The organism is Janthinobacterium sp. EB271-G4-7A (assembly GCF_020858075.1).
Classification (GTDB): domain Bacteria; phylum Pseudomonadota; class Gammaproteobacteria; order Burkholderiales; family Burkholderiaceae_D; genus Janthinobacterium; species Janthinobacterium lividum.
The window spans coordinates 500,942-526,803 of the sequence record NZ_JACYMI010000003.1; the positions used below are offsets into that span (position 1 = coordinate 500,942).

The following is a 25,862-nucleotide window of genomic DNA, read 5'->3' on the forward strand; positions in this document are numbered from 1 at the left end:
CTTTATTCATTTGATAACTTGTTCAGCCCTGTCCGATGCAATACCCCGGGCTTTGTTATGATGGTGGTTTTGATCCACGCGAAACCCGTCATGTTCGAATTTCTCTTCAAGCGTTCTGCCAGCAAGACTGCCGTCCCCGATCCTGTCGTGGCAGAACAGGCCGCCGCCTCGGCGCAGAGCGCATCGCGCCGCGCCGAACAGGTTGCGCGTGCTCATGCCGTGGCCGGCGACGAAGCCGCCGCCTTAGAATTCATCCTGTCCAGCGAATTTGCCGATGCCCGATTGATCGCGGCCGAACACGTCCATGCCTTGCCCCTGCTGGAAAAAGTCCACCAGGCCATGCGCAACACGGACCGCCGCGTGGCCAAGCTGATGCAGGGTCGCATCGACCTGATCCGCCACCAGGCCGCCGAGACGCAGCGCGCCCAGGCCAGCATCGACACGGCCCAGCGCCTGTTGAACGATGACAAGCTGAGCCCGAACCAGGTCGCCGAGCTGGATCGCCAATGGCAAGTCATCAAGGCCACGCCGGAACTGGCGACCGCCTTCACCGGCGCGCGCGCCGCCCTGGCCGCCCGCCTGGAAGCGCAAGTGGTACTGCAGCGCGCCGTGATCGATGCCGTCGCCGCCGCGCGCGCGCTGGCCAGCAATGGCCAGTCCGCCGCTGACCTGGCGCAGGCGCTGGCCCGCCTGGATGCGGAACATGCGCAGCATGCGCAATCGCCCGAGCGCGCTTCCTTGCCGAAACACCTGGAAAACGATTTCAGCCAGGCGCGCGAACAGGCGCAATCCGCCTTGCAAGCCCTGCAGCAGCACCAGGCCGTGTTCGATGCGCGCCAGGCCGCACTGGCCGAATGGCAGGCGCAGGACGCCGCCACGCTCGATGCAGACACCTTGAAACGCGCGTGGCAAGCCCTGCCGCGCCTGCCTGAGTCGCCCTTGTCCGACAGCCTGCAGCAGCAATTTGCGGCCGTGCTGGCCAGCGCGCCGGCGCCCGTGCAGGCGGCAACGCCAGAGGCCGCAGCGGCCCATGCCGACCCAGCGCCGCGCAAGCCGCGCCAGGAACACGCGCCCGTGTCGAAAGAAGCGACGGAGCAATTCTTCAAAGCACTCGACGCCATGGAAGCGGCCCTGCAGGATGGCTTGTTGCACGTGGCTTCCGAGCATGACAAGACCTTGCGCGATAGCAAGCACGGCCGGCTGACGCCTGCGCAAGCGGACCGCCTGGCCCATGTGCGCGGGCAATTCAAGCAACTGGCCGACTGGGCGCGCTGGGGCGGCAACGTCTCGCGCGAGGAGCTGGTCAAGGCCGGCGAGGAATTGCCGGCGCAAGAACTCCCAATGGCCGAGCTGGCCAAGAAAGTGGGCAGCCTGCGCGAGCGCTGGAAGTCGCTCGACACCCTGTCCGGCCCGGCTCCGAAATCCCTGTGGGAACGTTTTGACGCGGCCTGCAGCCTCGCGTACGCGCCGGCGGCCCAGCATTTCAAGCAATTGGCCGAAGAGCGCCACGGCAATGCGGCCAAGGCCCAGGAACTGATCGCGGAAACGGCTGCCCTGGCTGCCGAAGAGAGTACCGACTGGAAACACGTCGCCTCCGCCTCGCAGCGCCTGCGCCAGGCGTGGACGCGCCTGGGCACCATCGACCGCAAGGAAAAGAAACGCCTGGATACGGAGTTCGGCGCCGCGCTGGACGCCCTGTCGAAGCCGCTGGACACGCAGCGCCAGATCGAGACGGCGCGCCGCGAACAATTGATCGTCGAAGTGGGCTTGCTCAAGCCATCGGAGCGCAATACGGTCGACATGCTGAAAGCCTTGCAGGATAAATGGCAGGAACTGGCGAAGGCCCTGCCGCTGGAACGCCGCGCGGAACAGGCGCTGTGGCAGCGTTTCCGCGCCGCCTGCGACGATATCTTCGCCAAGCGCAAGGAAACGGCCCACGCGGCCGACCACGAGCGCCGCGAACACCTGCATGCGCGCGAAGCGCTGTGCGCCGCGCTGGAAACGGCCGTCGTGCCGGATGGCGACGACAAGTCCCGCACGGCCTTCATCAACCACTTGCTGCGCGACACGCGCGCCGCCTGGAACGCTACCGGTCCCGTGCCGCGCGCCAGTGAAGCGAAGATCGAGCAGCGCTACCACGCGGCCGTGGCTGGCGTGCAAGCGCAAGCGGACGCCATCGCCGAGCGCGCCGGCGCGGCGCAGGCCAACGCCTTGCGCGACAAGCTGCGCCTGGTGCAGGCGCTGGAAGCTACGCTGGCCGAGGGCGATGCCGGCGCCGATGCGGCTGCCTGGACCGAACGCTGGAGCGCCTTGCCGCCGCTCGACACGCAATACGAACGCAGCCTGCAGCAGCGCTTTGCCGCCGCCCAGACCGCGCTGGGCGAGGGCGCTGACGCCTACGTGCAGCAATTGCAGGCCAACCAGGCCCGCTTGCTCGAGGAAGTCTTGCGCCTGGAAATCGTCGCCGGAGTCGACAGCGGCGCCGAATTTGCCCGCGACCGCCTGAAGATGCAGGTGGAAGTGCTGCAATCGTCGCTGAAATCGGGCCAGAAGCCGCTCACGCAAGTGTCGCAGCTGATGCAGCTGTGCGCGATTCCCGCCGCCACCGATGCGCGCACGGCCAGCCGCATCGAAACCCTGCTGCGCCGCATCGGAGGGCATGCCAAATGAGTACCAGTGTCCGCGTCCAGCACGCCGATTTTGACTTGAGTCAAGAAATCGCACAATTGCGTGCAGGCAACCCCAAGGTGGGTGCCGTCGTCGGCTTTGTCGGCACGGTGCGCGACATGAACGAGGGACTGGACGTGGCCGCCATGGAGCTCGAGCACTATCCGGGCATGACGGAGAAATCCATCGAGGCCATCGTCGAGCAGGCGCGCGGCCGCTGGCCCTTGTCCGGTGCGCTGGTGATCCACCGCGTGGGGCCCTTGCTGCCGCAGGAGCAGATCGTGCTGGTGGCGGTCTCGTCCGCCCACCGGGGCGAGGCCTTTGCCGCCTGCGAGTTCATCATCGATTACCTGAAGACGGAAGCGCCGTTCTGGAAGAAGGAAGACACGCCCGAAGGGGCGCGCTGGGTCGATGCGCGCGACAGCGACGAGACGGCGCTGGACAAGTGGACGGTAAAAGCAAGCACCATTTGAATCGTATCTGCCGCGCACGCTAGCATTTGCCCAAATGCAGCGGTTTTCTGCTTTGTGTATGCTTGAAAAGTACTGCCTCACCCCAATTTGGTTAACAACTAATTAACCGGGAGCGCTTTTCATGCGACAAGACAAACTCACTACCAAATTACAGGAAGCCCTGGCCGATGCGCAAAGCTTGGCCGTGGGCAACGACAATCCCTATATCGAACCAGTCCATTTGCTGACGGCCCTGTTGAACCAGGACGACGGCGGCGCCCGTTCGCTCTTGCAGCGGGCCGGCGTCAACGTGGGCGGCCTGTCCAAGGCCCTGGGCGCGTCCATCGAACGCTTGCCGAAGGTGTCGGGCACTGGCGGCGACGTGCAGGTCAGCCGCGAATTCGTGGCCTTGCTGAATCTGGCCGACAAGGAATCGCAAAAGGCGGGCGACCAGTTCGTGTCCAGCGAAATGGTCTTGCTGGCCATGACGGACGACAAGTCCGACTGCGGCAAGCTGGCGCGCGAAAACGGCCTGACCCGCAAGGCCCTGGAAGCGGCCATCGACGCCGTGCGCGGCGGCAACAAGGTCGATTCGCAAGAGGCCGAAGGCCAGCGCGAAGCCCTGAAAAAATACACGCTGGACCTGACGGAGCGGGCGCGCAAGGGCAAGCTCGACCCTGTCATCGGCCGCGACGATGAAATCCGCCGCACCATCCAGATCCTGCAGCGCCGCAGCAAGAACAATCCCGTGCTGATCGGTGAACCGGGCGTGGGCAAGACGGCCATCGTCGAAGGCCTGGCGCAGCGCATCGTCAATGGCGAAGTGCCGGAATCGCTGAAAGGCAAGCGCGTACTGTCGCTGGACATGGCTGCCTTGCTGGCCGGTGCGAAATTCCGCGGCGAATTCGAGGAACGCCTGAAATCCGTGCTGAAGGAACTGGCCATGGATGAAGGGCAAACCATCGTCTTCATCGACGAGATGCACACCATGGTGGGCGCGGGCAAGGCCGAGGGCGCGATGGACGCCGGCAATATGCTGAAACCGGCGCTGGCGCGCGGCGAGCTGCACTGCGTGGGCGCGACCACCCTCGACGAGTACCGCAAGTACATCGAGAAGGATGCCGCGCTGGAACGCCGCTTCCAGAAAGTGCTCGTCGACGAGCCGACCGTGGAAGCGACGATCGCCATCCTGCGCGGCTTGCAGGACAAATACGCGCTGCATCACAAGGTGGAAATCACGGACGCGGCCATCATCGCCGCCGCCGAGCTGTCGCACCGCTACATCACGGACCGCTTCCTGCCCGACAAGGCGATCGACCTGATCGATGAAGCGGCGGCGAAGATCAAGATCGAGATCGACTCGAAGCCGGAAGTGATGGACAAGCTGGAACGCCGTTTGATCCAGCTGAAGATCGAGCGCGAAGCCGTCAAGAAGGAAAAGGACGAAGCATCGTTGCGCCGCCTGGGCCTGATCGAGGAAGAGATCGTCAAGCTGCAGCGCGAATACAACGACTTCGAGGAAATCCTGAAGGCGGAAAAAGCCGTGGTGCAAGGCAGCACGCACATCAAGGAAGAGATCGAGCAAGTCAAGCTGCAGATGGAGCAGGCCACGCGCGAGAGCAACTGGCAGAAAGTGTCGGAGCTGCAATACGGCAAGCTGCCGCAGCTGGAAGCCCAGCTCAAGCAGGCTGACAGCGGCATCCCGAAACTCGACCCCGACCAGCCGAAGCTGCTGCGCACGGAGGTGGGCGCCGAGGAAATCGCCGAAGTGGTGTCGCGCGCGACGGGCATTCCCGTGTCGCGCATGATGCAGGGCGAGCGCGACAAGCTGCTGCACATCGAAGAGAAGCTGCATGAGCGCGTCGTGGGCCAGGATGAGGCGATCACGGCCGTGGCTGACGCCATCCGCCGCTCGCGCGCCGGCTTGAGCGACCCGAACCGTCCGTATGGTTCCTTCATGTTCCTGGGGCCGACGGGCGTGGGCAAGACCGAGCTGAGCAAGGCACTGGCCACCTTCCTGTTCGATACGGAAGAATCGATGATCCGCATCGACATGAGCGAGTTCATGGAGAAGCATTCCGTGGCCCGCTTGATCGGCGCGCCGCCCGGCTACGTGGGCTACGACGAGGGCGGCTACCTGACGGAAGCAGTGCGCCGCAAGCCGTACAGCGTGATCCTGCTCGACGAAGTGGAAAAGGCGCATGCCGACGTCTTCAACGTGCTGCTGCAAGTGCTCGACGATGGACGCATGACGGATGGCCAGGGCCGCACGGTGGACTTCAAGAATACCGTCATCATCATGACCTCTAACCTGGGTTCGCATAAGATCCAGGCCATGGAAAGCGATGATCCCGGTGTCGTGAAGCTGGCCGTGATGGCCGAGGTACGCTCGCACTTCCGTCCCGAGTTCGTCAACCGTATCGACGAAATCGTCGTGTTCCACGGCCTCGACGAGAAAAACATCGGCGCGATCGCGAAGATCCAGCTGAAGATACTCGAAGAGCGTCTGGCGCGCATGGACATGCAGCTGAGCTTGACGGACGCGGCGTTGCAGCAAATCGCCGAAGCGGGCTACGACCCGGTATATGGCGCCCGTCCGCTGAAGCGGGCGATCCAGCAGCAGATCGAAAATCCGCTGTCGAAGCTGATCCTGGAAGGCAAGTTTGGCCCGAAAGACGAGATCCGCATCGACGCCCAGAACGGCAACCTGGTGTTTACGGGGGCGCAGGTGGGGCTGGACAAGGTGTAATGTTGACCCCAGCGGCGAAAGGCTGGGGTCGGACCCTGAGGGGCCGACCCCGGTCTTTGCTTTTGGGTTGAATCCTAGCAAGGGCGCGATCAGGCTAGACCTGATCGCGCCCTTCTTGCTATCATCGGCACTATTTTCTGACTAATTCCGGAGGCGGTACGATGGCAAACACATGGCAAGCAGGGCGGCGCATTGGAGTGGGATTGACCTTGGCGGCAGCCGTGCTGGCATTGCCTGCGCACGCCCAGGAAGAAAAAGTCCTGAACATCTATAACTGGTCGGACTATATCGGCGACGATACGATCAAGAATTTTGAGAAGGAAACGGGCATCAAGGTACGCTACGACGTTTTCGACAATAACGAAATCCTCAATGCGAAACTGGTGGCGGGCAAGTCCGGCTACGACATCGTCGTGCCGACGGCCCAGTGGGCGCGCCTGCAGATCGATGCGGGCTTGCTGCGCAAGCTCGACAAGAGCAAGCTGACGAACCTGGGCAACCTGGACCCGAACCTGCAGGCCAAGCTGTCGAAGATCGACCCGAACAACGATTACCTGGTCGACTGGCTGTGGGGCTACACGACGGTGGGCATCAACGTCAACAAGGTCAAGGCCGCGCTGGGCGGCATGCCCATGCCGGACAATGCCTGGGACCTGATCTTCGACCCGAAATACGCGGCGAAGCTGAAATCATGCGGCGTGTCCTTCCTCGACTCGCCGTCGGAAGTGCTGCCGGCCGCCCTGCAATACCTGGGCAAGCCCGCCTATTCGAAAACGGCCGCTGACTATCAGGAAGCTGGCAAGGTGCTGCAGGCCATCCGCCCTTACGTGACCCTGTTCAGCTCGTCCGGCTATATCAATGACATGGCCAACGGTTCCGTCTGCGTGGCGCTGGGCTGGTCGGGCGACATCAATATCGCGCGTCAGCGCGCCATCGATGCGAAAAACGGCAATGTGATCCAGGTGCTGGTGCCGAAGACGGCCGCCCTGATGTTCGACACCATGGCCATCCCGGCCGACGCGCCGCATCCGACCAATGCGCACCTGTTCATCAACTACATTTTGCGCCCGCAAGTGCATGCCAGCCTGAGCAACAAGGTGTTTTACGCGAATCCGAATCCGGCCAGCATCAAGTATGTACGCAAGGACATCGGTGAAAACAAGGCCATCTTCCTGTCGGACGCCGACAAGCAGCGCATGGCCGCACCGGAAGCGACTACGGCCGATATCCGCCGCTTGATGACGCGTATCTATACAAAGTTCAAGACGGGAGTGTAAAAACAAGGATGGCGCGAGGGACGGGCCTGTAGGCCGTCGCTGGCGCCATGCGATATTGCCGAGGTGAACACTACTCGTGGTAGCGGTCCATCAGCTTGTGGTGACTGCCGCGCATTTCTTCGATCAGTTCAAAGGCGACGAAGCCGATGATGGCGGCGAAGATGGCGATGAAGAGAAAAACGAGGAAGGTTAACATGGTCTTTCAGCCGCCGTTGGACGGCTGTCCGCTGGGTTGCTCAATGTGCCAGAGCAGTGCTCCAACACGTAGTTGATGCAATTAAACTCTAGCAGATCGGCAGCGCTTTACAAGGCTGCCGAGTTGTAATTCCTGCTAGTATTTGTCCCAGCGCACTTTTTGCGCATTTCCTTCATTTCACCACCAGGTCGTGCGCCATCACGGCTTTTAGATAAACGCTGATGGGGTCGCCCGGTTCGCGCTGGGAAAACCACCATGCGCTGGCCTTGCGCAGTTCCCATTCCTGTTCTTCTCCCGTCAGCAGCAGGGCGGCCGCCTGGCCCAGGGTGGGCTGGTGGCCGACGATGAGCACGGTTTCCTTGCCGCCGGGCCAGTTGGCCGCCTTGAGGATATCTTCCGCCTCGGCGCCGGGTGCCAGTTCCGGCATCAGTTTGAACTTGCGGCCCAGCGCTTCGGCCGTTTGCAGGGTGCGCAGGGCGGGGCTGACGAGGATGCGGCAGTTTTCCGGCAATTGCGAAGCGAGCCATTCGCCCATGCGGCGCGCCTGTTTCTGCCCTTTGACGGTCAGGGCGCGTTCGAGATCGGGAACGCCCGGCTCGGCTTCTGCGTGTCGCCACAAGATGAGATCCATGTTGTGCTCCTCTGTGTTGAAATTGCCTATTCGCCGACCTCCGCGCCCGGCGTGCCCAGTGTGTGCATCAGGTATTGCTGGGCGCTGAACGGCGTTTGCTTGCCGCGTGGCTTGCGGCGCGCATAGTGGCCCGTCGGCTCCAGTTCCCATGCATTTGTATTATCCTTCAAATACGGATTCAGGCCCTCGGCGATCACGCGCCGCTTCAGCGCCCGGTCCAGCACGGGGAAGGCCACTTCCACGCGGCGGAACAGGTTGCGGCTCATCCAGTCGGCGCTGGCCAGGTAGACATCGTGCGCCAGGTCGTTGCGGAAGTAGTAGATGCGGCTGTGTTCGAGGAAGCGGCCGATCACGGAGCGCACCTTGATGTTTTCCGACAGGCCAGGCACGCCCGGCTTCAGGGTGCAGGCGCCGCGCACGATCAGGTCGATCTTCACGCCATCGGTCGAGGCCGCATACAAGGCGCGGATCACGGATTCGTCGACCAGTGCGTTGACTTTCACGATGATGCGCCCGCGCCGGCCCGAACGGGCAATCTTCGCCTCGTTGCGGATCGCCTTGATGATCTCGCTTTGCAGGCCGAACGGCGCCAGCCACAAATGGTTCAGGTTGTGCGGCTTGGTCAGGCTGGTCAGGTGGATGAAGACTTCGTTCACTTCCACGGCCAGGTCCTGGTTCGCCGTCAGCAAGCCAAAATCCGTGTACAACTTGGTGGTGGTGGGGTGGTAGTTGCCGGTGCCCAGGTGGGCGTAGAAGCGCAAGGAGCCTTCTTCGCGCCGGATGACGAGCGCCACCTTGGCATGGGTCTTCAGTCCCACGACGCCGTACACGACTTGCGCGCCGGCCTGTTCCAGCTTGTCGGCCCAGTTGATATTGGCTTCTTCGTCGAAGCGCGCCATCAATTCCACGATGACGGTCACTTCCTTGCCCATCTTCGCCGCCGTGATCAGCGACTCCATCAGGTCCGAATTCATGCCCGTGCGGTAGATCGTCTGCTTGATGGCCACGACGGAGGGATCGTAGGCGGCGCTGCGGATGAAGTCGATCACCGTCTGGAACGACTGGTACGGGTGGTGCAGCAGGATGTCGTGCTTGGTCAGGGCGGCAAAGATGTCGTTGCCGATGGCTTTATGGGCCAGGCCGGGGAAAAATGGCGGAAAGCGCAGCTCCGGCTGCTTGACGTGGTCGATCATTTCCGACAGGCGCACCAGGTTCACGGGGCCGTTGACGCGGTAGAGGCGGCTTTGATCCAGGCTGAACTGGTCGAGCAGGAATTGCGACAATTCTGGTGGGCAATTGCGCGCCACCTCCAGGCGCACGGAGGTGCCGAACTGGCGCCCCACCAGCTCGCCCTTCAGGGCCTGGCGCAGGTTCTTGACTTCGTCCTCGTCCACCCACAGGTCGCTGTCGCGCGTGACGCGGAATTGCGAATAGGCGATCACTTCGCGTCCGGCGAATAAGTCCGAGATATGCGCGTGGATAACGGACGATAATAAACAGAAAGACACGCCATCGCCGGAAATCTCGTCCGGCAGCTTGATGACGCGTGGCAAGACGCGGGGCGCCTTGACGATGGCGATCGCCGTGCCGCGGCCGAACGCATCCTTGCCGCTCAGCGAGACGATGAAATTGAGACTTTTATTGACCACTTGCGGGAATGGGTGGGCCGGGTCGAGGCCAATCGGCGTCAGCAGGGGGCGCACTTCGCGGTCGAAGTATTGCTTGACCCACGCGCGCTGCGCCTCGTTGCGGTCGCTGTCGCGCAGCAAATGCACGCCCGCTTCGCGCAGGGCCGGCAAGACGTCGTTATTCAATATCTCGTACTGGCGTTCCACCAGCGCATGGCATTCCTTGCCGATACGCTCCAGGTTGGCAGCCAGGGCAGGGTGGCCCGCCAGCGAACCGCCGATGCTGCCGGCCGCCAGCAGGCTGGCCACACGCACCTCGAAGAACTCATCCATGTTACTGCTGACGATGCACAGGTAGCGCAGGCGCTCGAGCAGCGGAATGTTCGGATCTTCCGCCTGGGCCATCACGCGCCGGTTGAAAGTCAGTTGCGACAGCTCGCGGTCAAGCAGGATGCCCGATTTGGTCACTTCCGTGTGCAGTTCAGGTTTCATATTCTTTTGTCTTTGCAGATAGTTAATTCTAGCCGTATTTCATCATGTATGACGCGTTGTGAGTGTAATCATGAAATATGACGTAAGCGTGACATAAGCTGTCATAAAGCGTCGCCCGCGCTGTCATTTTTCACGCCGAAAATGGCATTTCCCGGGGCGTAGCCAATTATTTCAGGAATTTTTACCCATGTCATAAAGCTGTCATATTCGCTTGCTAGACTGCGCAGCATTCAACCGGGACTTTGAGCCCTAACAACCCTGAGGACTTGATATGCAAATGAAGCAAATGTTCAAATTTATCGTCGTGGGTGCTTCGGCAGCGATGGCATTTTCTTCCGCTTCCGTCATGGCGGCAGATATGACAGGTGCTGGCGCAACCTTCCCGTACCCGATCTACGCCAAATGGGCTGAGACGTACAAAGCCAACACGGGCAACGGCCTGAACTACCAGTCCGTCGGTTCCGGCGCTGGCATCAAGCAAATCAAGGCCAAGACTGTTGAATTCGGCGCCTCGGACATGCCTTTGAAGGCAGAAGAGCTGGAAGAAGCGGGCTTGATGCAGTTCCCGGCCATCATGGGCGGCGTGGTCACCATCGTCAACCTGGACGGCGTGACCCCAGGCCAGCTGAAAATGACGGGTAAAGTCGTTGGCGACATCTACCTGGGCAAGATCACCAAGTGGAGCGCTCCTGAAATCGCCGCGCTGAACAGTGGCGTCAAGCTGCCGGACACGGAAATCACCGTGGTGCACCGCGCCGACGGTTCGGGCACCTCGTTCCTGTTCACCGACTTCCTGTCGAAAACCAACCCGGAATTCAAATCGAAAATCGGCGCTGGCTCGGCTGTGAAATGGGCCGTGGGCGTGGGCGGCAAGGGTAACGAAGGCGTCGCCGCCAACGTACAGCGTATCAAGGGTTCGATCGGCTACGTCGAGTGGGCTTACGCCAAGAAAAACAAGATGTCGCACACCCAGCTGCAAAACAAGGATGGCAACTTCCTGCAACCTGACGACGAAAACTTCAAGGCAGCAGCCGCTTCGGCACCTTGGACGCAAACCCCAGGCTTCGGCGTGGTCCTGACCGACCAGGCTGGCAAGAACAGCTGGCCTATCACCGGCGTGTCGTTCATCCTGATGCACAAAGTCCAGGCTGACGCAGGCAAGGCAAAAGAAGTCCTGAAATTTTTCGACTGGGCCTACAAGAACGGCGGCCCTGCTGCCGTCGAACTGGACTACGTGCCGATGCCTGCATCGGTCGTGAAACTGGTGCAAGAGTCGTGGAAAGCTAACCTGAAAGATGCTTCCGGCAAGTCGATCTACTAATAAACCTACTGCGCGGCGCTATTTGCGGCCTGCGATGCTCACTGTGCTAAAGCACAGCTCCGCTTCTCAGCCACAACTAGTTGCCGCTCGCTACGGTTTATTCAAGCAAGAATGTCCTTGCCCCCGCCAGCAGCACGGCGGGGCAGGGAGTTAGCCAGGACCGCCCGCAAGCCCTTGCAGACGGTCCTGGCTAAAGAGTAAAAATACAACAAGAGTTCGAAACTAGTAGTACTGGCAGTACCACCCACATCTGGCACAATATGAGCGCACAATCTACCTCCTCCACGATCCCCATGCCAGGCGGCACCATGACCGATTCCATCAGTCACGCGCAAATGCTTTCCACCATGCGCAAGCAGCGCTTCCAGGATTTCATGTTCCACAAGGTGACGATGCTGTTCGCCCTGTCGGTGCTGATCGTCCTGGTCGGCATCATCATTTCGCTGATCATGGAATCGATACCGGCCTTCAAGACCTTCGGCCTGCATTTCATCGTGTCCGCGGAATGGGACCCCGTCAATGACCAGTACGGCGCCCTGATCCCCATCATCGGCACCCTGGTGACCTCGGTTATCGCCTTGCTGATCGCCTTTCCCGTCAGCTTCGGCATTGCCCTGTTCCTCACGGAAATCTGCCCGGCCTGGCTGCGCCGCCCGCTGGGCACGGCTGTCGAATTGCTGGCCGGCGTGCCATCGATCATCTACGGCATCTGGGGCCTGTTCGTGTTTGCGCCCCTGTTTGCCGACCACGTCCAGCCTATCCTGAAAGCCACCCTCGGCAACGTGCCCGTCATCGGCCAGCTGTTCAGCGGCCCCATGATGGGCATCGGCTTGCTGACGGCCGGCCTGGTGCTGGCCATCATGATCATCCCCTTTATCGCTTCCGTGATGCGCGACGTGTTCGAGATCGTCCCTGCCGTGCTGAAGGAATCCGCATACGGCCTGGGCTGCACGCGCTGGGAAGTCGTACGCAAGATCGTCTTGCCATACACCAAGACCGGCGTCGTCGGCGGCGTCATGCTGGGCCTGGGCCGCGCACTGGGCGAGACCATGGCCGTCACCTTCGTCATCGGCAATGCGAATAAACTGTCGTGGTCGCTGTTTGCCGCCGGTAACAGCATCACCTCCCTGCTGGCCAATGAATTCGGCGAAGCGCAATCCGAGCTGCACGTGGCGTCGCTGTTCTCGCTGGCTCTGATCCTGTTTGTCATCACCTTTATCGTCTTATCCGCCGCCAAGCTGATGCTGGCTGGCATGTCCCGCAAGGAAGGCACGAAATGAGCCAAGTAAGCACTCTCGACGTTCCGGTCAAGCCGGCCATGAACCCCGTCTACCGCAAGCGCCTGCTGATGCACCGCATCGGCATCGCCCTGTCGGTGGCCGCCATGGCCCTGGGCCTGGCCGTGCTCGTGTGGATCCTGTTCACCCTGGTGATCAAGGGTTTCGGCGCCTTGTCCATCGACCTGTTCACGCAAACGACGCCGGCTCCCGGCAGCGAAGGCGGCGGCCTGATCAATGCCATCGTCGGCAGCGCCCTGATGGTGGGCCTGGCGACGGTCGTCAGCACGCCGATCGGCATCCTGGCCGGCATCTATCTGGCCGAATACGGCGAAGAAAACAAGCTGGCGCAAGTGACGCGTTTTGTGACGGACATCATGCTGTCGGCGCCATCGATCGTCATCGGCCTGTTCGTGTATGCGCTGTATGTGGCCCACGTCAAACACTTCTCCGGCTATGCGGGCGCCATCGCGCTGTCCCTGATCGCCGTGCCGGTGGTCGTGCGCACGACGGACAATATGCTGCGTCTGGTGCCGAACAGCCTGCTGGAAGCCGCGTTTGCCCTCGGCGCGCCGCGCTGGAAGGTCGCCACCCTGGTGCGCTTGCGCGCCGTCAAGGCTGGCGTCATCACCGGTGTGCTGCTGGCATTGGCCCGCATCGCCGGCGAAACGGCACCGCTGCTGTTCACGGCCCTGAATAACCAGTTCCAAAGCTTCAACATGAATGCGCCGATGGCCAACTTGCCGTCCGTCATCGCATCGTTTGCGATGAGCCCGTACGACAACTGGCGCTCGCTGGCCTGGGGCGGCGCACTGCTGATCACCTTCAGCGTGCTGGCCTTGAATATCCTGTCGCGCACCGTGTTCAGCCAAAAAGTCCCTAATTAAACAGATACCGAGCGAAGCGAACCCATATGAATACGCAAATGAATCCAGCCCAAGACCTGGCACCAAAGAAGAAAACCATCGAGATTTCGGGCCTGAACTTTTTTTACGGCAAAACGCAAAGCTTGCATAATGTCAACCTGGACATCCACGAAAAGAAAGTCACGGCTTTCATCGGCCCGTCCGGTTGCGGCAAGTCGACCCTGCTGCGCACCCTGAACCGCATGTATGACCTGTATCCGGGCCAGCGCGCGGAAGGCTCGATCCTGTACCGCGGCCGCAACGTGCTCGACGCCGACCAGGACGTCAACATGCTGCGCGCCAAGGTCGGCATGGTGTTCCAGAAGCCGACACCATTCCCCATGTCCGTGTACGACAACATCGCCTTCGGCGTGCGCCTGTATGAAGACCTGTCGAAAGGCGAGATGGACGAGCGCGTCGAGTGGGCCCTGAAAAAGGCCGCGCTGTGGGGCGAAGTCAAGGATAAGCTGAGCAAGAGCGGTCTGTCGCTGTCGGGCGGCCAGCAGCAGCGTTTGTGCATCGCGCGCGGCGTGGCCGTGAAACCGGACGTCTTGCTGCTCGATGAGCCGACCTCGGCGCTGGATCCGATCTCGACCTCGAAAGTGGAGGAGCTGATCAGCGAACTGAAACAGGATTACACGATCGCCATCGTGACGCACAATATGCAGCAGGCGGCGCGCTGCTCCGACTACACGGCCTATATGTACCTGGGCGAGCTGGTGGAATTCGGCGAAACGGACCAGATCTTCATGAATCCGGCCCGCAAGGAAACGCAGGATTACATCACGGGCCGCTTCGGCTGATCCATCCCGCATAGCGACTACAAGACAACTGAATACGGAGAGACAGCATGATAGGCGAACATTCATCCAAGCAATACGACAACGAACTCGAAGCGATCCGCTCGAAAGTGCTCCTGATGGGCGGCATCGTTGAAACCCAGTTCCTCGACGCGATGACGTGCTTTCGCATCGGCAATCCGGAGCGGGCCGACCGCGTGATGCGCGAAGACGATGTCGTCAACCAGCTGGAAGTGTCGCTGGACGACGCCTGCAGCCACCTGATCGTGCGCCGCCAGCCGGCCGCCAACGACTTGCGCACCATCATGGCCACCATCAAGGTGATTACCGACCTCGAGCGCGTAGGCGACGAAGCGACGAAAATCGCCCGCGTGGCGAAGAATCTGCACAAGCGCGGCAACGGCGTGGTCAACCATTACGAGATGGTGCGCGGCATTGCCAACACGGCCACCGACATGCTGCACGACGCCCTGGACGCGTTCGCGCGCAACGATGGCAAGCAGGCCTTACAATTAATTGCACAAGATGCCATCATCGACCATGAGTTTCGGTCTATCATGCGCAACTTGATTACCTTTATGATGGAAGACCCGCGCACGATTTCGGCGGCGCTCGATACCCTGTGGGTGGCCAAGGCCATCGAACGGATCGGCGACCATGCGAAAAACATCGCCGAATACGTGATTTACGTGGTTGAAGGCAAGGACATCCGCCACACCAAGGTGGCTGCTCCCGCCATTTCCGAGGAGCTCCCTGAGTAAGCTTTATGGCATCTGATAAAACCACGGTATTGATTGTTGAAGATGAGCCGGCCATCGTTGAACTGGTGACCTATTCGCTGCGCGAATCCGGCTGGAATTGCTGTTCTGTACAAAATGTCGCCGATGCCTGGGAATTCATCCAGCACCGCACGCCGCATCTGATCCTGCTGGACTGGATGCTGCCGGACCAGACGGGCTTGCGCCTGCTGTCGCGCATCCGCGCCGACCGCAATTTCGCCGCCATCCCCGTCATCATGCTCACCGCCAAGAGCATGGAAGAAGACAAGCTGGCCGGCTTGAACAGCGGGGCCGACGATTACGTCACCAAGCCGTTCTCGCCGCGCGAGCTGCTGGCCCGTGCCAAGGCGCTGTTGCGACGCAAGAGCCCGGAACACGCGCAGGCGCCCATGCGCGCCGGCAACGTGGCACTTGACCCCGTCAGCTGCACGGTGATGATGGATGAACAGAAGATCGATATCGGCCATGCCGAATACAAGCTGCTGAAATTCCTGCTGGCCCATCCGGAGCGCGTGTTTTCGCGCAGCCAGCTGCTCGACAAGGTGTGGGGCGACCATGTGGTGATCGAGGAACGCACGGTCGATGTCCACGTATTGCGCTTGCGCAAAGCCTTGAAGGAGGCGGAAAGCCTGATCAAGACGGTGCGCAGCGTCGGCTACATGTTGTCTGAAAAGTAAAGCTGGCCTCTATGAATCCGAAATTGCTGTTCTGGGTACCGGCCGCCTTGCGCATGGTGCTGGCGCTGCTGGGCGTAGCCGTCGTCTGGTATCTGTTTGGCGCCACGTATGCGCTGGGCATCGCCTTCGTGCTGATGGCCATGATGGTGTTCGTGCAGCTGTCGTATCTGTTCCAGCTGAGTAATTGGCTGGACAATCCGCAAAGCGCCAAGCTGCCCGACGGCTGGGGCGCCTGGACCAGCATCTTCGCGCGCCTGTACCGCATGCGCCGCGACGACGAGAAAAACCAGGCCGAGCTGACGGAATGGCTGGCGCGTTTCCGCCAGGCCATGCACCTGTTGCCGGACGGCGTCGTCATCATGGATGACGTGCTGTTCCTCGAATGGTGCAACCCGGCCGCCGAGAAGCATCTGGGCCTCACGCACGAGCGCGACAAGGGCATGCGCGTGACGAACCTGATCCGCAGTCCGGAGTTCATGGATTACATCATCCTGGGCCGCTACGACCAGCCGCTGACGATCACCTTCCGCAACCGCAAGCTGATCGTGCAGATCATTCCGTTTGAAAACCGCCGCCAGATCCTCGTCACGCACGATGTGACGGAGACGGAACGCATCGAAATGATGCGCCGTGACTTCATCGCCAACGCCTCGCACGAACTGCGCACGCCGCTGACGGTCATCGTGGGCTTCCTGGAAATCGCTTCCGCCGAGCTGGACCTGGACGCCGCCACGCGCGCCGCCCACCTCAAGCTGATGACGGAGCAGGGCCACCGCATGCAGCATCTGATCGAGGACATGCTGACCCTGTCGCGCCTGGAATCGGTCGATTACCCGCTGCGCCCCGAGCCCGTGGATATCAAAAAGCTCATGCAGCAAGTCTTGCGCGACGCCAAGGGCTTGTCGGCGGGCAAGCATGAAGTGACCATGGAATGCAACGGTCCCGATGTGCTGGGCAGCTACGACGAGCTGTACAGCGCGTTTGGCAACCTGGCTTCGAACGCCGTGCGCTACACGCCGGCCGGCGGCACCATCACCCTGCGCTGGCAGGATGGCCCGGCCGGACCGCAATTCATCGCGCAAGATACGGGCATCGGCATCAGCCAGGAACATATCTCGCGTTTGACGGAACGTTTCTACCGCGTCGACAAGAGCCGTTCGCGCGAAACCCAGGGCACGGGCCTGGGCCTGGCCATCGTCAAGCACGTGCTGCTGCGCCATGGCGGCACCTTGGCCATCCAGTCCGTGGCCGACAAGGGCAGCAGCTTTATCGTCAGCATGCCCAAATCCGTCGTCACGCCGCTGCAGGGCGAGTTGCTGGTCAAGTAGGCCGGGGGAGGGAAGCATCCCTCCCCGTTACCCGTGCGACTAGTGCAAGGATGGCATAAGTCGTTACAATCAGGCCATGACTTTAATCAACGCCTCTTTTCGCCACGCCGGCGCGCAGCAACTGGCCCAGTCGCTGCAGGCCGCGCGCCAGGATACTCTTTCCCTGTTCGATTGTTACGTCACGGCCGGACTGGACGTGGTGGCCGGCCTGCCCCGGCATCCGCGCCTCACGCCACCCTTGTGGCAACTTGCGCACATCGCCTGGTTTGCCGAGTGGTTCATCCTGCGCGAAGCCGCTTCCAGCCATCCGGCCGACGCCATTTATAACTCCCTGCTGACGCGCGGCGACGACTTGTTCGACGCCAACATGGTGGAGCATCGCGCGCGCTGGAAGCTGGAACTGCCCAGCCCGGGCGCCGTGAAAACGTATTGCCACGAGGTGCTCGACAGGGTTTTGGATAAACTCTCGCGCGAAGCCAATGTCGACAGCGCCCTGGCGCCGTACCGGCTGGCGCTGGCGCATGAAGACTTGTGCGGCGAGGAAATGCTGGCCGGCTTGCAATGGATGGGCCTGGAAGCACCGGAATCCCTGTCGGCCAGCCCGGCCTTGCCGCCAGGGGCGGGCGAGATCGCTTTTCCAGGCGGCACCATTGAACTGGGCTCGCCGCGCGGCGCCGGGTTTGCCTTCGACAATGAATCGCCGCCCTACAGTTGCTACGTGGCGCCGTTTTCCATCGATGCCTGCGCCGTATCCAACGCCCAGTTTGCCGATTTTGTCGCCGATGGCGGCTACCAGAACCGCCAGTTCTGGAGCGCGGCCGGCAGCGCCTGGCTGATGCAGCAGGAGCGCTCGTCGCCCCTGTACTGGCTGCGCGAAGCAACGCAGTGGCGCACCATGCGTTTCGGCCAGCGCACGACCTTGCCGCCGAACGAAGCCGTGCGCCACATCAACCTGTATGAGGCGCAGGCGTATTGCGCCTGGGCGGGGCGCCGCCTGGCGACCGAGGCGGAATGGGAGTATGCTGCGCTGTCCGGCCATCCACGTTTCCATTGGGGCCAGGTGTGGGAGTGGACGGCGACGCCGTTCGAGCCGTATCCGGGCTTTGCGGTGGATGCCTGGCGCGAATATTCCGCGCCATATTTCATGCAGCACCAGGTGCTGCGCGGCGCCGCCTTCGCCACGCCGCCGCGGCTGCATTCGGCCCGCATGCGCGCCTTCCACGCGCCCGAACGGGGCGACATCTTTGCCGGCCTGCGCACCTGCGCCTGGTAGCGCGCCGAGAACAGACATCATTTCAGGATACCCTTGAGTACAGATAACGCCCCGCAGTTCATTCCCAAACGCATCACGCCCACGCCGGAGCAGGTCGCCATCCAGACGGCGCAAAAGAAAGTGGTGCTGATCGACGCCAATGCCGGCGCGGCCAAGACGACGACCCTGGCCCTGCGGCTGGCCGAAGCGCTGCACCGGGGCCGCGCGCCCGAGCGCATGCTGGCCCTCGTGTTTACGGAGGCGGCGCGCGTGGCCCTGCGCCAGCGCCTGCTGGAAGTGGGTGTGCCGCTGGGCGTCGTCAAGCGCCTGACCGTCGACACTTTCGATGCCTTTGCCGCCAAGGTGCTGCGGCAGCTGGAAAACATGCAGGTGGCATCCATGCGCAGCGATGAAGAGTTGCGCCCGGTAGCCTGGGAAGCGCTGGAAGTGGTATCGGAGAAATACGCTCACCGCTACCCGCTGGAAATCAATACGACGAACGGGGCGATCGCCGAATTCTTGAAATTGCAGTTGCGCACCAAGGCGCGCCTGGATTTTCAAAATCCTGACTTCGAGAGCAATTCCCTGGACGACAATCTGGAAATGCTGGGCATGTCGCGCACGCATTATCTGTGGCTGCGCGAATATGAAGGCTTGCGCGGCGCCGACACGGGCGACATCCAGTTCCGCGCGCCATTCGACGCCACCTACGACCTGGTGCGCATGCTCGACGGCGACGAGCCGCTGCGCCAGCAATTGCCGGCCTTCCAGATCATCGTGGCCGATGAATTGCACGATTTGAACGAAGCGTCGTTCCGCCTGCTGACCATGCTGATACGCCGCGGTAACGCGTTTTTCTGCGGCGCCGGCGACAAGGATCAAGTCATCTATACGTGGTCGGGCGCCGACCACCGCTTCCTGCGCCAGCGCTTCGAGCAGGAATTCCCCACCTTGCAGCGCCTGCCGTTGACGGCCTCCTACCGCTACGGCCCGCAATTGGCGCACGCCGTGGGCGTGCTGAAAAACAAGGCCAGCGTGTCGGCCCTGTCGCGTGCCACGCACATCGAAGTGCTGCAATACGAGCATACGCAGCCGCAGGCTTGCAGTGCCCAGCTGATCGCCGCGCTCGAACACGCGCATGCGGGCACGACGGCCATTTTGCTGCGCGACCGCGACCAGGCCATCCGCGTGGAAACGGCACTGTTCCAGAGTGGCATCGCGTATGGCCTGGTGGACATGAACAGCTATCTGCTGAGCCTGGAAGTGCTGATGCTGCGCGGCATGGTCGCCATCGCCCGCAAGGATTTACATACGATCAAGAGTGGCCCGCGCCGCGGCGAAATCCTCGAAGCGCTGGTGGCGTTCGCGGAAATCCCGTTTACACGCGGTGAGCTCCAGCAAGCCAAGGCCGATGTGGCCAACTATCCCGACTTGCTGGAAGGCTTCTTGACGAACCAGCTGGCCAAGTCGCACAACCAGGACAAGGCGGCGTTGACTCTGGCCGCTGTCGATTACCTGCGCGCGCTGCCCCCCGACGCCTTGGCGGGCGACGCGCTGCAGCACATCTTTGGCCTGATGCAGCTGGAACAGACGGCGCGCCGCATCTATGTCGACCCGGCCCAGGCGCGGGTCGTCGCCCGTTCCCTGCACGGTTTTATTGCCGTGTGCCGCGAAGCGGGCGTGGCGCTGGGCGGCTTTGCCGGCTGGCTGGGCGAGATGGAAGAAGCCGTGACGGTCTCGACCGGCAAGGCCAAACTCGTCATCGCCTGCATCGACCAGATCAAGGGCCTCGAATACAACCACGTCATCTTGCCCTACCTGGCCGTCGATGAATTCCCGCGCAGCAAGACCGACCCGCTGGAAGAGGAAAACCGCTTCTATGTGGCCGCCACCCGCGCGCGCGACAGGCTCACCCTGCTGACGCCGGAAGACCCCGCCTATCAGAGCCGCTACATCGCCGCCCTGCAGCTCAAGCAGAAGATTGTTGCGCCGAAGTCATAGATCTTTTGCTGTGTGGCTGCTTTTTGCGAAGGCGGAAACGGCGCATACTTTGTCGGACTGATCACAATCGATCTGAACTTACAAAGGAGGAACGACGCCTAACAAAACCGTAGCGAGCGGCGATGATTTGTGGCTAAGAAGCGCAACCGTGCTAGAGCACGGTGAGCATCGCAGGCCGCAAAGCGCGACGCGCAGTAGGTTTTGTTTGGCGTCCACGGCATGAAAGTGTTTTTGACAGGCGCAGCGGGTTTTATCGGCAGTTCCATCGCGGCGGGCCTCGTGCGCGCCGGCCATCAGGTGACGGGCCTCGTGCGCAAACCCGAGCAGGTGGCCGAGCTGGCCAGCATCGGCGTGCACGGTATCGTCGGCACCTTGAACGATCGCGCATTGCTCATCGAGCAGGCGAAGGCAGCCGATGCCGTCATCAATGCGGCCAGCAGCGACCACCGCGCCGCCGTCGAAGCGATCCTCGAAGCGCTGGCCGGCACGAACAAAGTGTTCCTGCATACGAGCGGCTCGTCCATCGTGGGCGACGCGTCGGGCGGCGAGGGCACGGAACAGATCTATTACGAAGACAGGCTGCCGGCGCCGACGGCAGACAAGGCGGCCCGTGTCGCCATCGATGACCTGATATTGGCCAGCGCAAGCCAGGGCGTGCGCGCCAGCGTGTTGTGCAATACCCTGATCTACGGCCACGGCGCCTTGCCGCGCGACAGCGTGCAGTTGCCGCGCCTGCTGAAACAGGCGCGCAAGAGCGGCATCGTGCGTCACGTGGGGCCGGGCCGCAACATCTGGTCCAACGTGCATATCGACGATGTCGTCAGCCTGTATTTGCTGGCGCTGGAAAAGTCGCCGGCCGGCACGTTTTACTTCGTCGAGTCGGGCGAAGCAGCTTTCCATGACATGACGGCCGCCATCGCCGAGGCACTGGACCTGGGGCCCGCGCAGGATTGGCCGTTGCCCGAGGCGATAGCCGAATGGGGTTACGAGATGGCTTCCTACGGCCTTGGCTCCAACAGCCGCGTGCGCGGCGAGCGGGCGCGCAAGCTGCTGGGCTGGCAGCCGCAGGGCCCGTCCGTGCTGGCATGGATCGGGAACGACATGCTGCATCCGCCGCACGCCATCGCTGTTTGATGTAGCTCAGCAAAACCCCATCAGTGTGCGCTAGCGAACGGTGCTGTATGGCGATCGGGAGTATGATGGCTCTGCTTGGTTGAGACGCACTGCCGTGAAGTTGGCGGCATGTTCGATCTTCCAGCAGGTCAGCCGGTCGCCTCAAGGATCGGCACCAGATTTCTGTTCGCGTTGGCGCCCTGTGCCACGCGGCTGTGCACTGCAACTCCAGGTCGCGGTGTGTACTGCGAACCCCTTCAAGGCCGGCCTAGCCGGTCTTTTTTTTGCCTGTTGTTTCCGCCGCTGCGCCATTCACCGCCACCTGTCCGCCATTCGCCGAAGCGGTGTTTTCCCATCACCGAAATCCGCGTATCTTTACGATCAACCAACTTCAAGGGGTGACCGTGAAACCTGAACCAGCTTATTGCCGCCGTACCCAGCTGCTGTGGGGCGTGCTGCTGATCGCCATCGGTGCCATCATCCTGCTGGACCGGCTCGATGTGATCTATCTCCACGATTATTATTCACTATGGCATTATTGGCCGGTGATACTGGTCGTCTTCGGCTTGAACAAGCTGCTCACGCCCGTGTCCGCCAAACAGGTGCTGAGCGGCCTGTGGCTGATCTTTTTCGCCGCCTGGTGGTATGTGTCGTATGAAGAACTGTGGAACCTGAGTTTTTATAACAGCTGGCCCGCCTTGCTGATCGCCTGGGGCGTGGGTCTCGTGCTGGAGCCGCTGTTGAACAAACATTTTATTGCCTACCGGGAGTCCGAGCATGAAAAATAAACCGCCGCTGCACTCGCCATCGCAGATCGTGCTGGGCGTCATCGTCATCGGCCTGGGGCTGCTGTTCCTGCTCGATAACCTCGGTTTCATCAACGTGCGCTACACCTTCCGCTTCTGGCCCACGGCGCTGATCGTGTTTGGCCTGCTGAAACTGTCGCAAAGCCGCAGCGCGAACGGCTATCTGGTGGGCGGCATGCTGGTGCTGCTGGGCGTGGCCTGGACCCTCAAGCACATGGGCATCTTCTACATGAACTGGGACTTGCTGTGGCCCTTGCTGATCATCGGCCTGGGTGTGGCCGTGGTGTCGAAGTCCCTGCCCGGCGCGCAGCAGCGCCAGCGCCGCCGTCGCTTTGCCGCGCAGCAGGACGGTACCGCCGCGCCTGACTCGTTCGGCCAGGCCAGGAATGGCGCCGTGTCGCTCGACAAGGACACGGCAGCACCCGGCGCCAGCGGGCAGGCGGACGATGACAGCATCATCGAAGTGACGGCCATCCTCGGCGGCTATGTGCGGCGCGTGTCGTCGCAGCGCTTCAAGGGCGGCGATATCAATGTCATCATGGCCGGCTGCGAAATCGACTTGCGTCAGGCGTCGATCGAAGGCGAAGCCGTGCTCAACGTATTTGCCCTGTGCGGCGGCGTCACCATCAAGATTCCGCCCGACTGGAGCGTCGTGCTGCAGGGCACGCCCATCCTCGGCGGCTTCGAAGAAAAGACCATTGTGCCGCCGAACCAGGCGAAGCGCCTGTACGTGACGGGCTACGCCATCATGGGCGGCCTGGAAATCCGCAACTAGGCGCGCATGTCGGGGCCCCTGTCGAAGCGGCGCGGCGCCGTGGTGGTTTTCCTGGTCTGCATCGCGCTGGGCCTGGCCCTGGCCTTTATCCTGGCCAGGGTGGCCCACGCGCCTTGGCTCAATGCCGTCGTGCTGGTGGTGCCCGCCACGCTCGTGTATGCGATCGGTTCGGGCTTTTCCGCGTTTTACCTGTGCCGCGCCTACCCCTTGCATGCGCGCCATCCGCTTGCCATCGCCGGCGTGATGGGCGTGGCGGCCCTGTTCGCGGGCTTGCTGTGGGCCACCTTGCTGCAATTTTTGAACAGCGTCAGCCTGTTGCTGGAGCTGCGCTGGCTGGGCGTGAACCTGACGCAATCGCTGCTGGCCCTGTTCTTCGGCCTGGGCGTGCTGCTGTATTGCCTGGCTGCCGCCGTGCATTATCTGTTGCTGGAATTCGTGCGCGCCAGGATGGCCGAGCAGCGGGGACTGGAAGCGCAACTGACGGCGCAGGAAGCGCAATTGCGCATGCTGCGCACGCAGATCGATCCGCATTTCCTGTTCAACAGCCTGAACTCCATCAGCGCCTTGACGTCTATCAATGCGGCGGGCGCGCGCCAGATGACGGTGCAGCTGGCCAGCTTCTTTCGCCAGAGCCTGAGCCTGGAAGCGCACAAGCACATTACCGTGGAACAGGAACTGGTGCTGATCCGCCATTTCCTGGCCATCGAGCAAGTGCGCTTCGGCGAGCGCCTGCAAGTGGCGGAAGCCATCGATGCCGCCGCGCTGGCGTGTTTGCTGCCCCCCATGCTGATACAGCCGCTGGTGGAAAATGCCGTCAAGCATGGTATCTGCGGCTTGACGGAGGGCGGCCTGATCGCCATCGAGGCCAGGCGCATGGGCAGCCTGTTGCAGATCGCCGTGCGCAACCCGGTTGACGCGGATCAAGGGCCAGAGCGGGGCAATGGCGTCGGCCTGGAAAATGTGCGCCAGCGCCTGGCCGGTGCGTATGGCCACGAGGCCAGCGTGCACTGGGGCCGGCGCGATGGCCATTTCGAGGTGATGATTTCCATGCCGGCGCAGACCGGCGACACGGAGGAAGCATGATGCAGGCAAGAATGCGGGTGGCCATCGTCGACGATGAGCTGCTGGCGCGCAGCGTGTTGCGCGAATACCTGGCGCGCTATGACGATATCGATATCGTGGCCGAGTGCGCCAACGGCTTCGAAGCAGTCAAGGCCATCGCGGACCTGGAACCGGAACTGGTGTTTCTCGACATCCAGATGCCGCGCCTGGACGGTTTTGAAGTGGCGGAACTGATCGGCGCGAAGACAAAGCTGATCTTTGTCACGGCCTATGACCAGTACGCCTTGAAGGCGTTCGAATGCCACGCCTTGGACTATCTGCTGAAGCCGTTCAGCGAACAGCGCTTCGACCAGGCGCTGGCCCATGCGCGCGCCAGCGTCAGCACGCCCGAGACCGTGCTGACGCTGGCGCGCGAGGCGGCCACGCGCGCCGCCCCGCTGGACCGCGTGCTGATACGCGACGGCGCCAAGGTCCACGTGATCGCCAGCGCGCGCATCGACTACATCGAGGCGCAGGATGACTACATCAGCATCCGTTCCGAAGGCAAATCCTACCTGAAAAGCCAGCGGCTGTCGGAGCTGGAAACCCAGCTCGATCCCGCCAAATTCCTGCGCGTGCACAGGTCGTACCTGCTCAATATCGACGGTATCCGCCGCATCGAGGCGGCCACCAAGGACAGCCATGTGGCCATCCTGCGCGACGATACGAGGATACCCGTGAGCAAGGCGGGGTATCAGAAACTCAGGTTACTGGTGGGCTAGCATGTTTTGTGGCGGAGATATTTAATCATTTGAGCATGATATCATCTGTAGGTGATTGTGAATGCGCCGAGGACATGGTCGATCACGTTTCACGATGATTTCGACGCGGAATTCGATGCTTTACCGATAGATGTTCAGGATGAATTGCTGGCGAGTGCCGATGCGCTGTCGAAGCTGGGTCCGGCTGCCGGACGGCCTCATGTCGGGACGTTGAAGAATCCTGAACACCCGAACATGAAAGAGCTGCGGTTCAAGGCCAACAACGGGGCAGAGGTGTGGCGCGCGGTCTTTGCTTTCGATACGAGGCGAGAGGTGGTCATTCTGGTTGCGGCAGCCAAGCAGGGTGTCGATGAGGCCAGGTTTTACAGGGATTTGTTATCCAAGGCCAATGCACGCTACGAGCAACACCTCAAAAAACTGGATGCGGCGAAAGCAAGGCAGGACAAAGGCAGTAGGTGATTTTAGGAACAGGAGTTTGCCATGGGAAGAAATCTGAACGACGCCATCCACAGTTTGCCGGCCGAGCGGCAGGCAAAAATTGCGGCTTTGTCCCAGGAAAAGATGCAAGAAATGATAGCGCACGCCGCCACGCTGACGGATTTCCGCAAGGCAGTGGGCAAGACCCAGGCGGAGGTTGCCAGGGAACTCGGGATTCAACAGCACGCCGTTTCGCAACTGGAAAAGCGTAGCGATACCTATGTATCGACCTTGCGCCGGTTTTTGCAATCGCTGGGCATGACATTGGAACTGTCGGTCGTTGCGCAAAACGGCGTTCGTATCGAACTGCAGAATTTTCTGCGCAGCCAGGAAGTTGATGCCGATGTCGACGACAGCGGACTTCCTGCATCTGCGACCCCTCCAGGAAAACGGAAAGCCGGCGTGTCGCGCAAGCGGGCTGGCAATACCTGAAGAG

General features: G+C 61.8%; 23 protein-coding genes. 20 read left to right on the top strand and 3 right to left on the bottom strand.

Annotated features, from left to right (window positions below):
- Positions 1–57 precede the first annotated feature (57 nt).
- The 4 genes from IGS58_RS22720 to IGS58_RS22735 all read left to right on the top strand — a co-directional run bounded on the left by IGS58_RS22720 (position 58) and on the right by IGS58_RS22735 (position 7,145).
- On the top strand, positions 58–2,670 hold the full coding sequence (locus IGS58_RS22720) for a DUF349 domain-containing protein (RefSeq protein ID WP_230522757.1): 2,613 nt from the start codon (positions 58–60) through the stop codon (positions 2,668–2,670).
- Positions 2,667–3,140, top strand: coding sequence for a molybdopterin synthase catalytic subunit MoaE (gene moaE / locus IGS58_RS22725; protein WP_034778112.1), 474 nt, complete (start codon positions 2,667–2,669; stop codon positions 3,138–3,140). Before IGS58_RS22720 ends, moaE begins: the two co-directional genes overlap by 4 nt.
- Positions 3,141–3,261: 121 nt before the next feature.
- Entirely contained in the window at positions 3,262–5,868 is a 2,607-nt protein-coding gene (gene clpB, locus IGS58_RS22730) for an ATP-dependent chaperone ClpB (protein WP_070254148.1), read from the top strand.
- A 161-nt stretch (positions 5,869–6,029) separates the two neighbouring features.
- Positions 6,030–7,145 (top strand): polyamine ABC transporter substrate-binding protein, encoded by a 1,116-nt coding sequence (locus IGS58_RS22735; protein WP_092610224.1) that lies wholly within the window; start codon positions 6,030–6,032, stop codon positions 7,143–7,145.
- Between the two features lie 70 nt (positions 7,146–7,215).
- On the opposite strand, the gene IGS58_RS29095 is transcribed toward IGS58_RS22735, so the two are convergent.
- The 3 genes from IGS58_RS29095 to ppk1 form a co-directional block, all read right to left on the bottom strand.
- Positions 7,216–7,341 carry a hypothetical protein gene (locus IGS58_RS29095; protein WP_254926692.1) on the bottom strand — a complete coding sequence of 42 codons (126 nt, stop codon included), beginning with the start codon at positions 7,339–7,341 and terminating at the stop codon, positions 7,216–7,218.
- A gap of 172 nt (positions 7,342–7,513) precedes the next feature.
- Positions 7,514–7,972 carry a phosphohistidine phosphatase SixA gene (gene sixA / locus IGS58_RS22740; protein WP_070254143.1) on the bottom strand — a complete coding sequence of 153 codons (459 nt, stop codon included), beginning with the start codon at positions 7,970–7,972 and terminating at the stop codon, positions 7,514–7,516.
- 26 nt (positions 7,973–7,998) lie between these two features.
- A complete protein-coding gene (gene ppk1 / locus IGS58_RS22745) occupies positions 7,999–10,092 on the bottom strand; it encodes a polyphosphate kinase 1 (protein WP_034778120.1) in 2,094 nt (697 codons plus the stop codon).
- 271 nt (positions 10,093–10,363) lie between these two features.
- Between ppk1 and pstS the strand changes: the two genes are divergently transcribed.
- From pstS to IGS58_RS22825, 16 genes are all read left to right on the top strand, one after another.
- Positions 10,364–11,413 carry a phosphate ABC transporter substrate-binding protein PstS gene (gene pstS / locus IGS58_RS22750; RefSeq protein WP_034778123.1) on the top strand — a complete coding sequence of 350 codons (1,050 nt, stop codon included), beginning with the start codon at positions 10,364–10,366 and terminating at the stop codon, positions 11,411–11,413.
- A 308-nt stretch (positions 11,414–11,721) separates the two neighbouring features.
- Complete coding sequence (gene pstC / locus IGS58_RS22755; protein WP_225240714.1) at positions 11,722–12,693, top strand: phosphate ABC transporter permease subunit PstC; 972 nt, start codon at positions 11,722–11,724, stop codon at positions 12,691–12,693.
- Positions 12,690–13,577, top strand: a complete 888-nt coding sequence (pstA, locus tag IGS58_RS22760; RefSeq protein ID WP_230522758.1) for a phosphate ABC transporter permease PstA — start codon at positions 12,690–12,692, stop codon at positions 13,575–13,577. The genes pstC and pstA overlap by 4 nt, the downstream gene beginning before the upstream one ends.
- Positions 13,578–13,615: 38 nt before the next feature.
- Positions 13,616–14,398, top strand: coding sequence for a phosphate ABC transporter ATP-binding protein PstB (pstB, locus tag IGS58_RS22765; protein ID WP_010396817.1), 783 nt, complete (start codon positions 13,616–13,618; stop codon positions 14,396–14,398).
- A gap of 47 nt (positions 14,399–14,445) precedes the next feature.
- Positions 14,446–15,156: a phosphate signaling complex protein PhoU gene (phoU, locus tag IGS58_RS22770; protein ID WP_034778131.1), complete on the top strand. Its 711-nt coding sequence runs from the start codon at positions 14,446–14,448 to the stop codon at positions 15,154–15,156.
- Positions 15,157–15,161: 5 nt separating this feature from the next.
- On the top strand, positions 15,162–15,851 hold the full coding sequence (locus IGS58_RS22775; protein WP_034755074.1) for a response regulator: 690 nt from the start codon (positions 15,162–15,164) through the stop codon (positions 15,849–15,851).
- Between the two features lie 11 nt (positions 15,852–15,862).
- On the top strand, positions 15,863–17,179 hold the full coding sequence (gene phoR / locus IGS58_RS22780) for a phosphate regulon sensor histidine kinase PhoR (protein ID WP_034778134.1): 1,317 nt from the start codon (positions 15,863–15,865) through the stop codon (positions 17,177–17,179).
- A 76-nt stretch (positions 17,180–17,255) separates the two neighbouring features.
- Positions 17,256–18,452, top strand: a complete 1,197-nt coding sequence (gene senA, locus IGS58_RS22785; protein WP_230522759.1) for a selenoneine synthase SenA — start codon at positions 17,256–17,258, stop codon at positions 18,450–18,452.
- Between the two features lie 33 nt (positions 18,453–18,485).
- On the top strand, positions 18,486–20,432 hold the full coding sequence (locus IGS58_RS22790; RefSeq protein ID WP_230522760.1) for a UvrD-helicase domain-containing protein: 1,947 nt from the start codon (positions 18,486–18,488) through the stop codon (positions 20,430–20,432).
- A gap of 219 nt (positions 20,433–20,651) precedes the next feature.
- Positions 20,652–21,566, top strand: a complete 915-nt coding sequence (locus IGS58_RS22795; RefSeq protein WP_230522761.1) for an NAD-dependent epimerase/dehydratase family protein — start codon at positions 20,652–20,654, stop codon at positions 21,564–21,566.
- Positions 21,567–21,949: 383 nt separating this feature from the next.
- Complete coding sequence (locus IGS58_RS22800; protein ID WP_070254145.1) at positions 21,950–22,333, top strand: LiaF transmembrane domain-containing protein; 384 nt, start codon at positions 21,950–21,952, stop codon at positions 22,331–22,333.
- On the top strand, positions 22,323–23,126 hold the full coding sequence (locus IGS58_RS22805) for a LiaI-LiaF-like domain-containing protein (RefSeq protein WP_034778147.1): 804 nt from the start codon (positions 22,323–22,325) through the stop codon (positions 23,124–23,126). Before IGS58_RS22800 ends, IGS58_RS22805 begins: the two co-directional genes overlap by 11 nt.
- Before the next feature lie 6 nt (positions 23,127–23,132).
- Positions 23,133–24,209 (top strand): sensor histidine kinase, encoded by a 1,077-nt coding sequence (locus IGS58_RS22810; RefSeq protein WP_034778149.1) that lies wholly within the window; start codon positions 23,133–23,135, stop codon positions 24,207–24,209.
- An 11-nt stretch (positions 24,210–24,220) separates the two neighbouring features.
- Complete coding sequence (locus IGS58_RS22815) at positions 24,221–24,949, top strand: LytR/AlgR family response regulator transcription factor (RefSeq protein WP_230522788.1); 729 nt, start codon at positions 24,221–24,223, stop codon at positions 24,947–24,949.
- A 51-nt stretch (positions 24,950–25,000) separates the two neighbouring features.
- Positions 25,001–25,408 carry a type II toxin-antitoxin system RelE/ParE family toxin gene (locus tag IGS58_RS22820; protein ID WP_230522762.1) on the top strand — a complete coding sequence of 136 codons (408 nt, stop codon included), beginning with the start codon at positions 25,001–25,003 and terminating at the stop codon, positions 25,406–25,408.
- Between the two features lie 21 nt (positions 25,409–25,429).
- On the top strand, positions 25,430–25,858 hold the full coding sequence (locus tag IGS58_RS22825) for an XRE family transcriptional regulator (RefSeq protein ID WP_230522763.1): 429 nt from the start codon (positions 25,430–25,432) through the stop codon (positions 25,856–25,858).
- Positions 25,859–25,862: the final 4 nt, after the last annotated feature.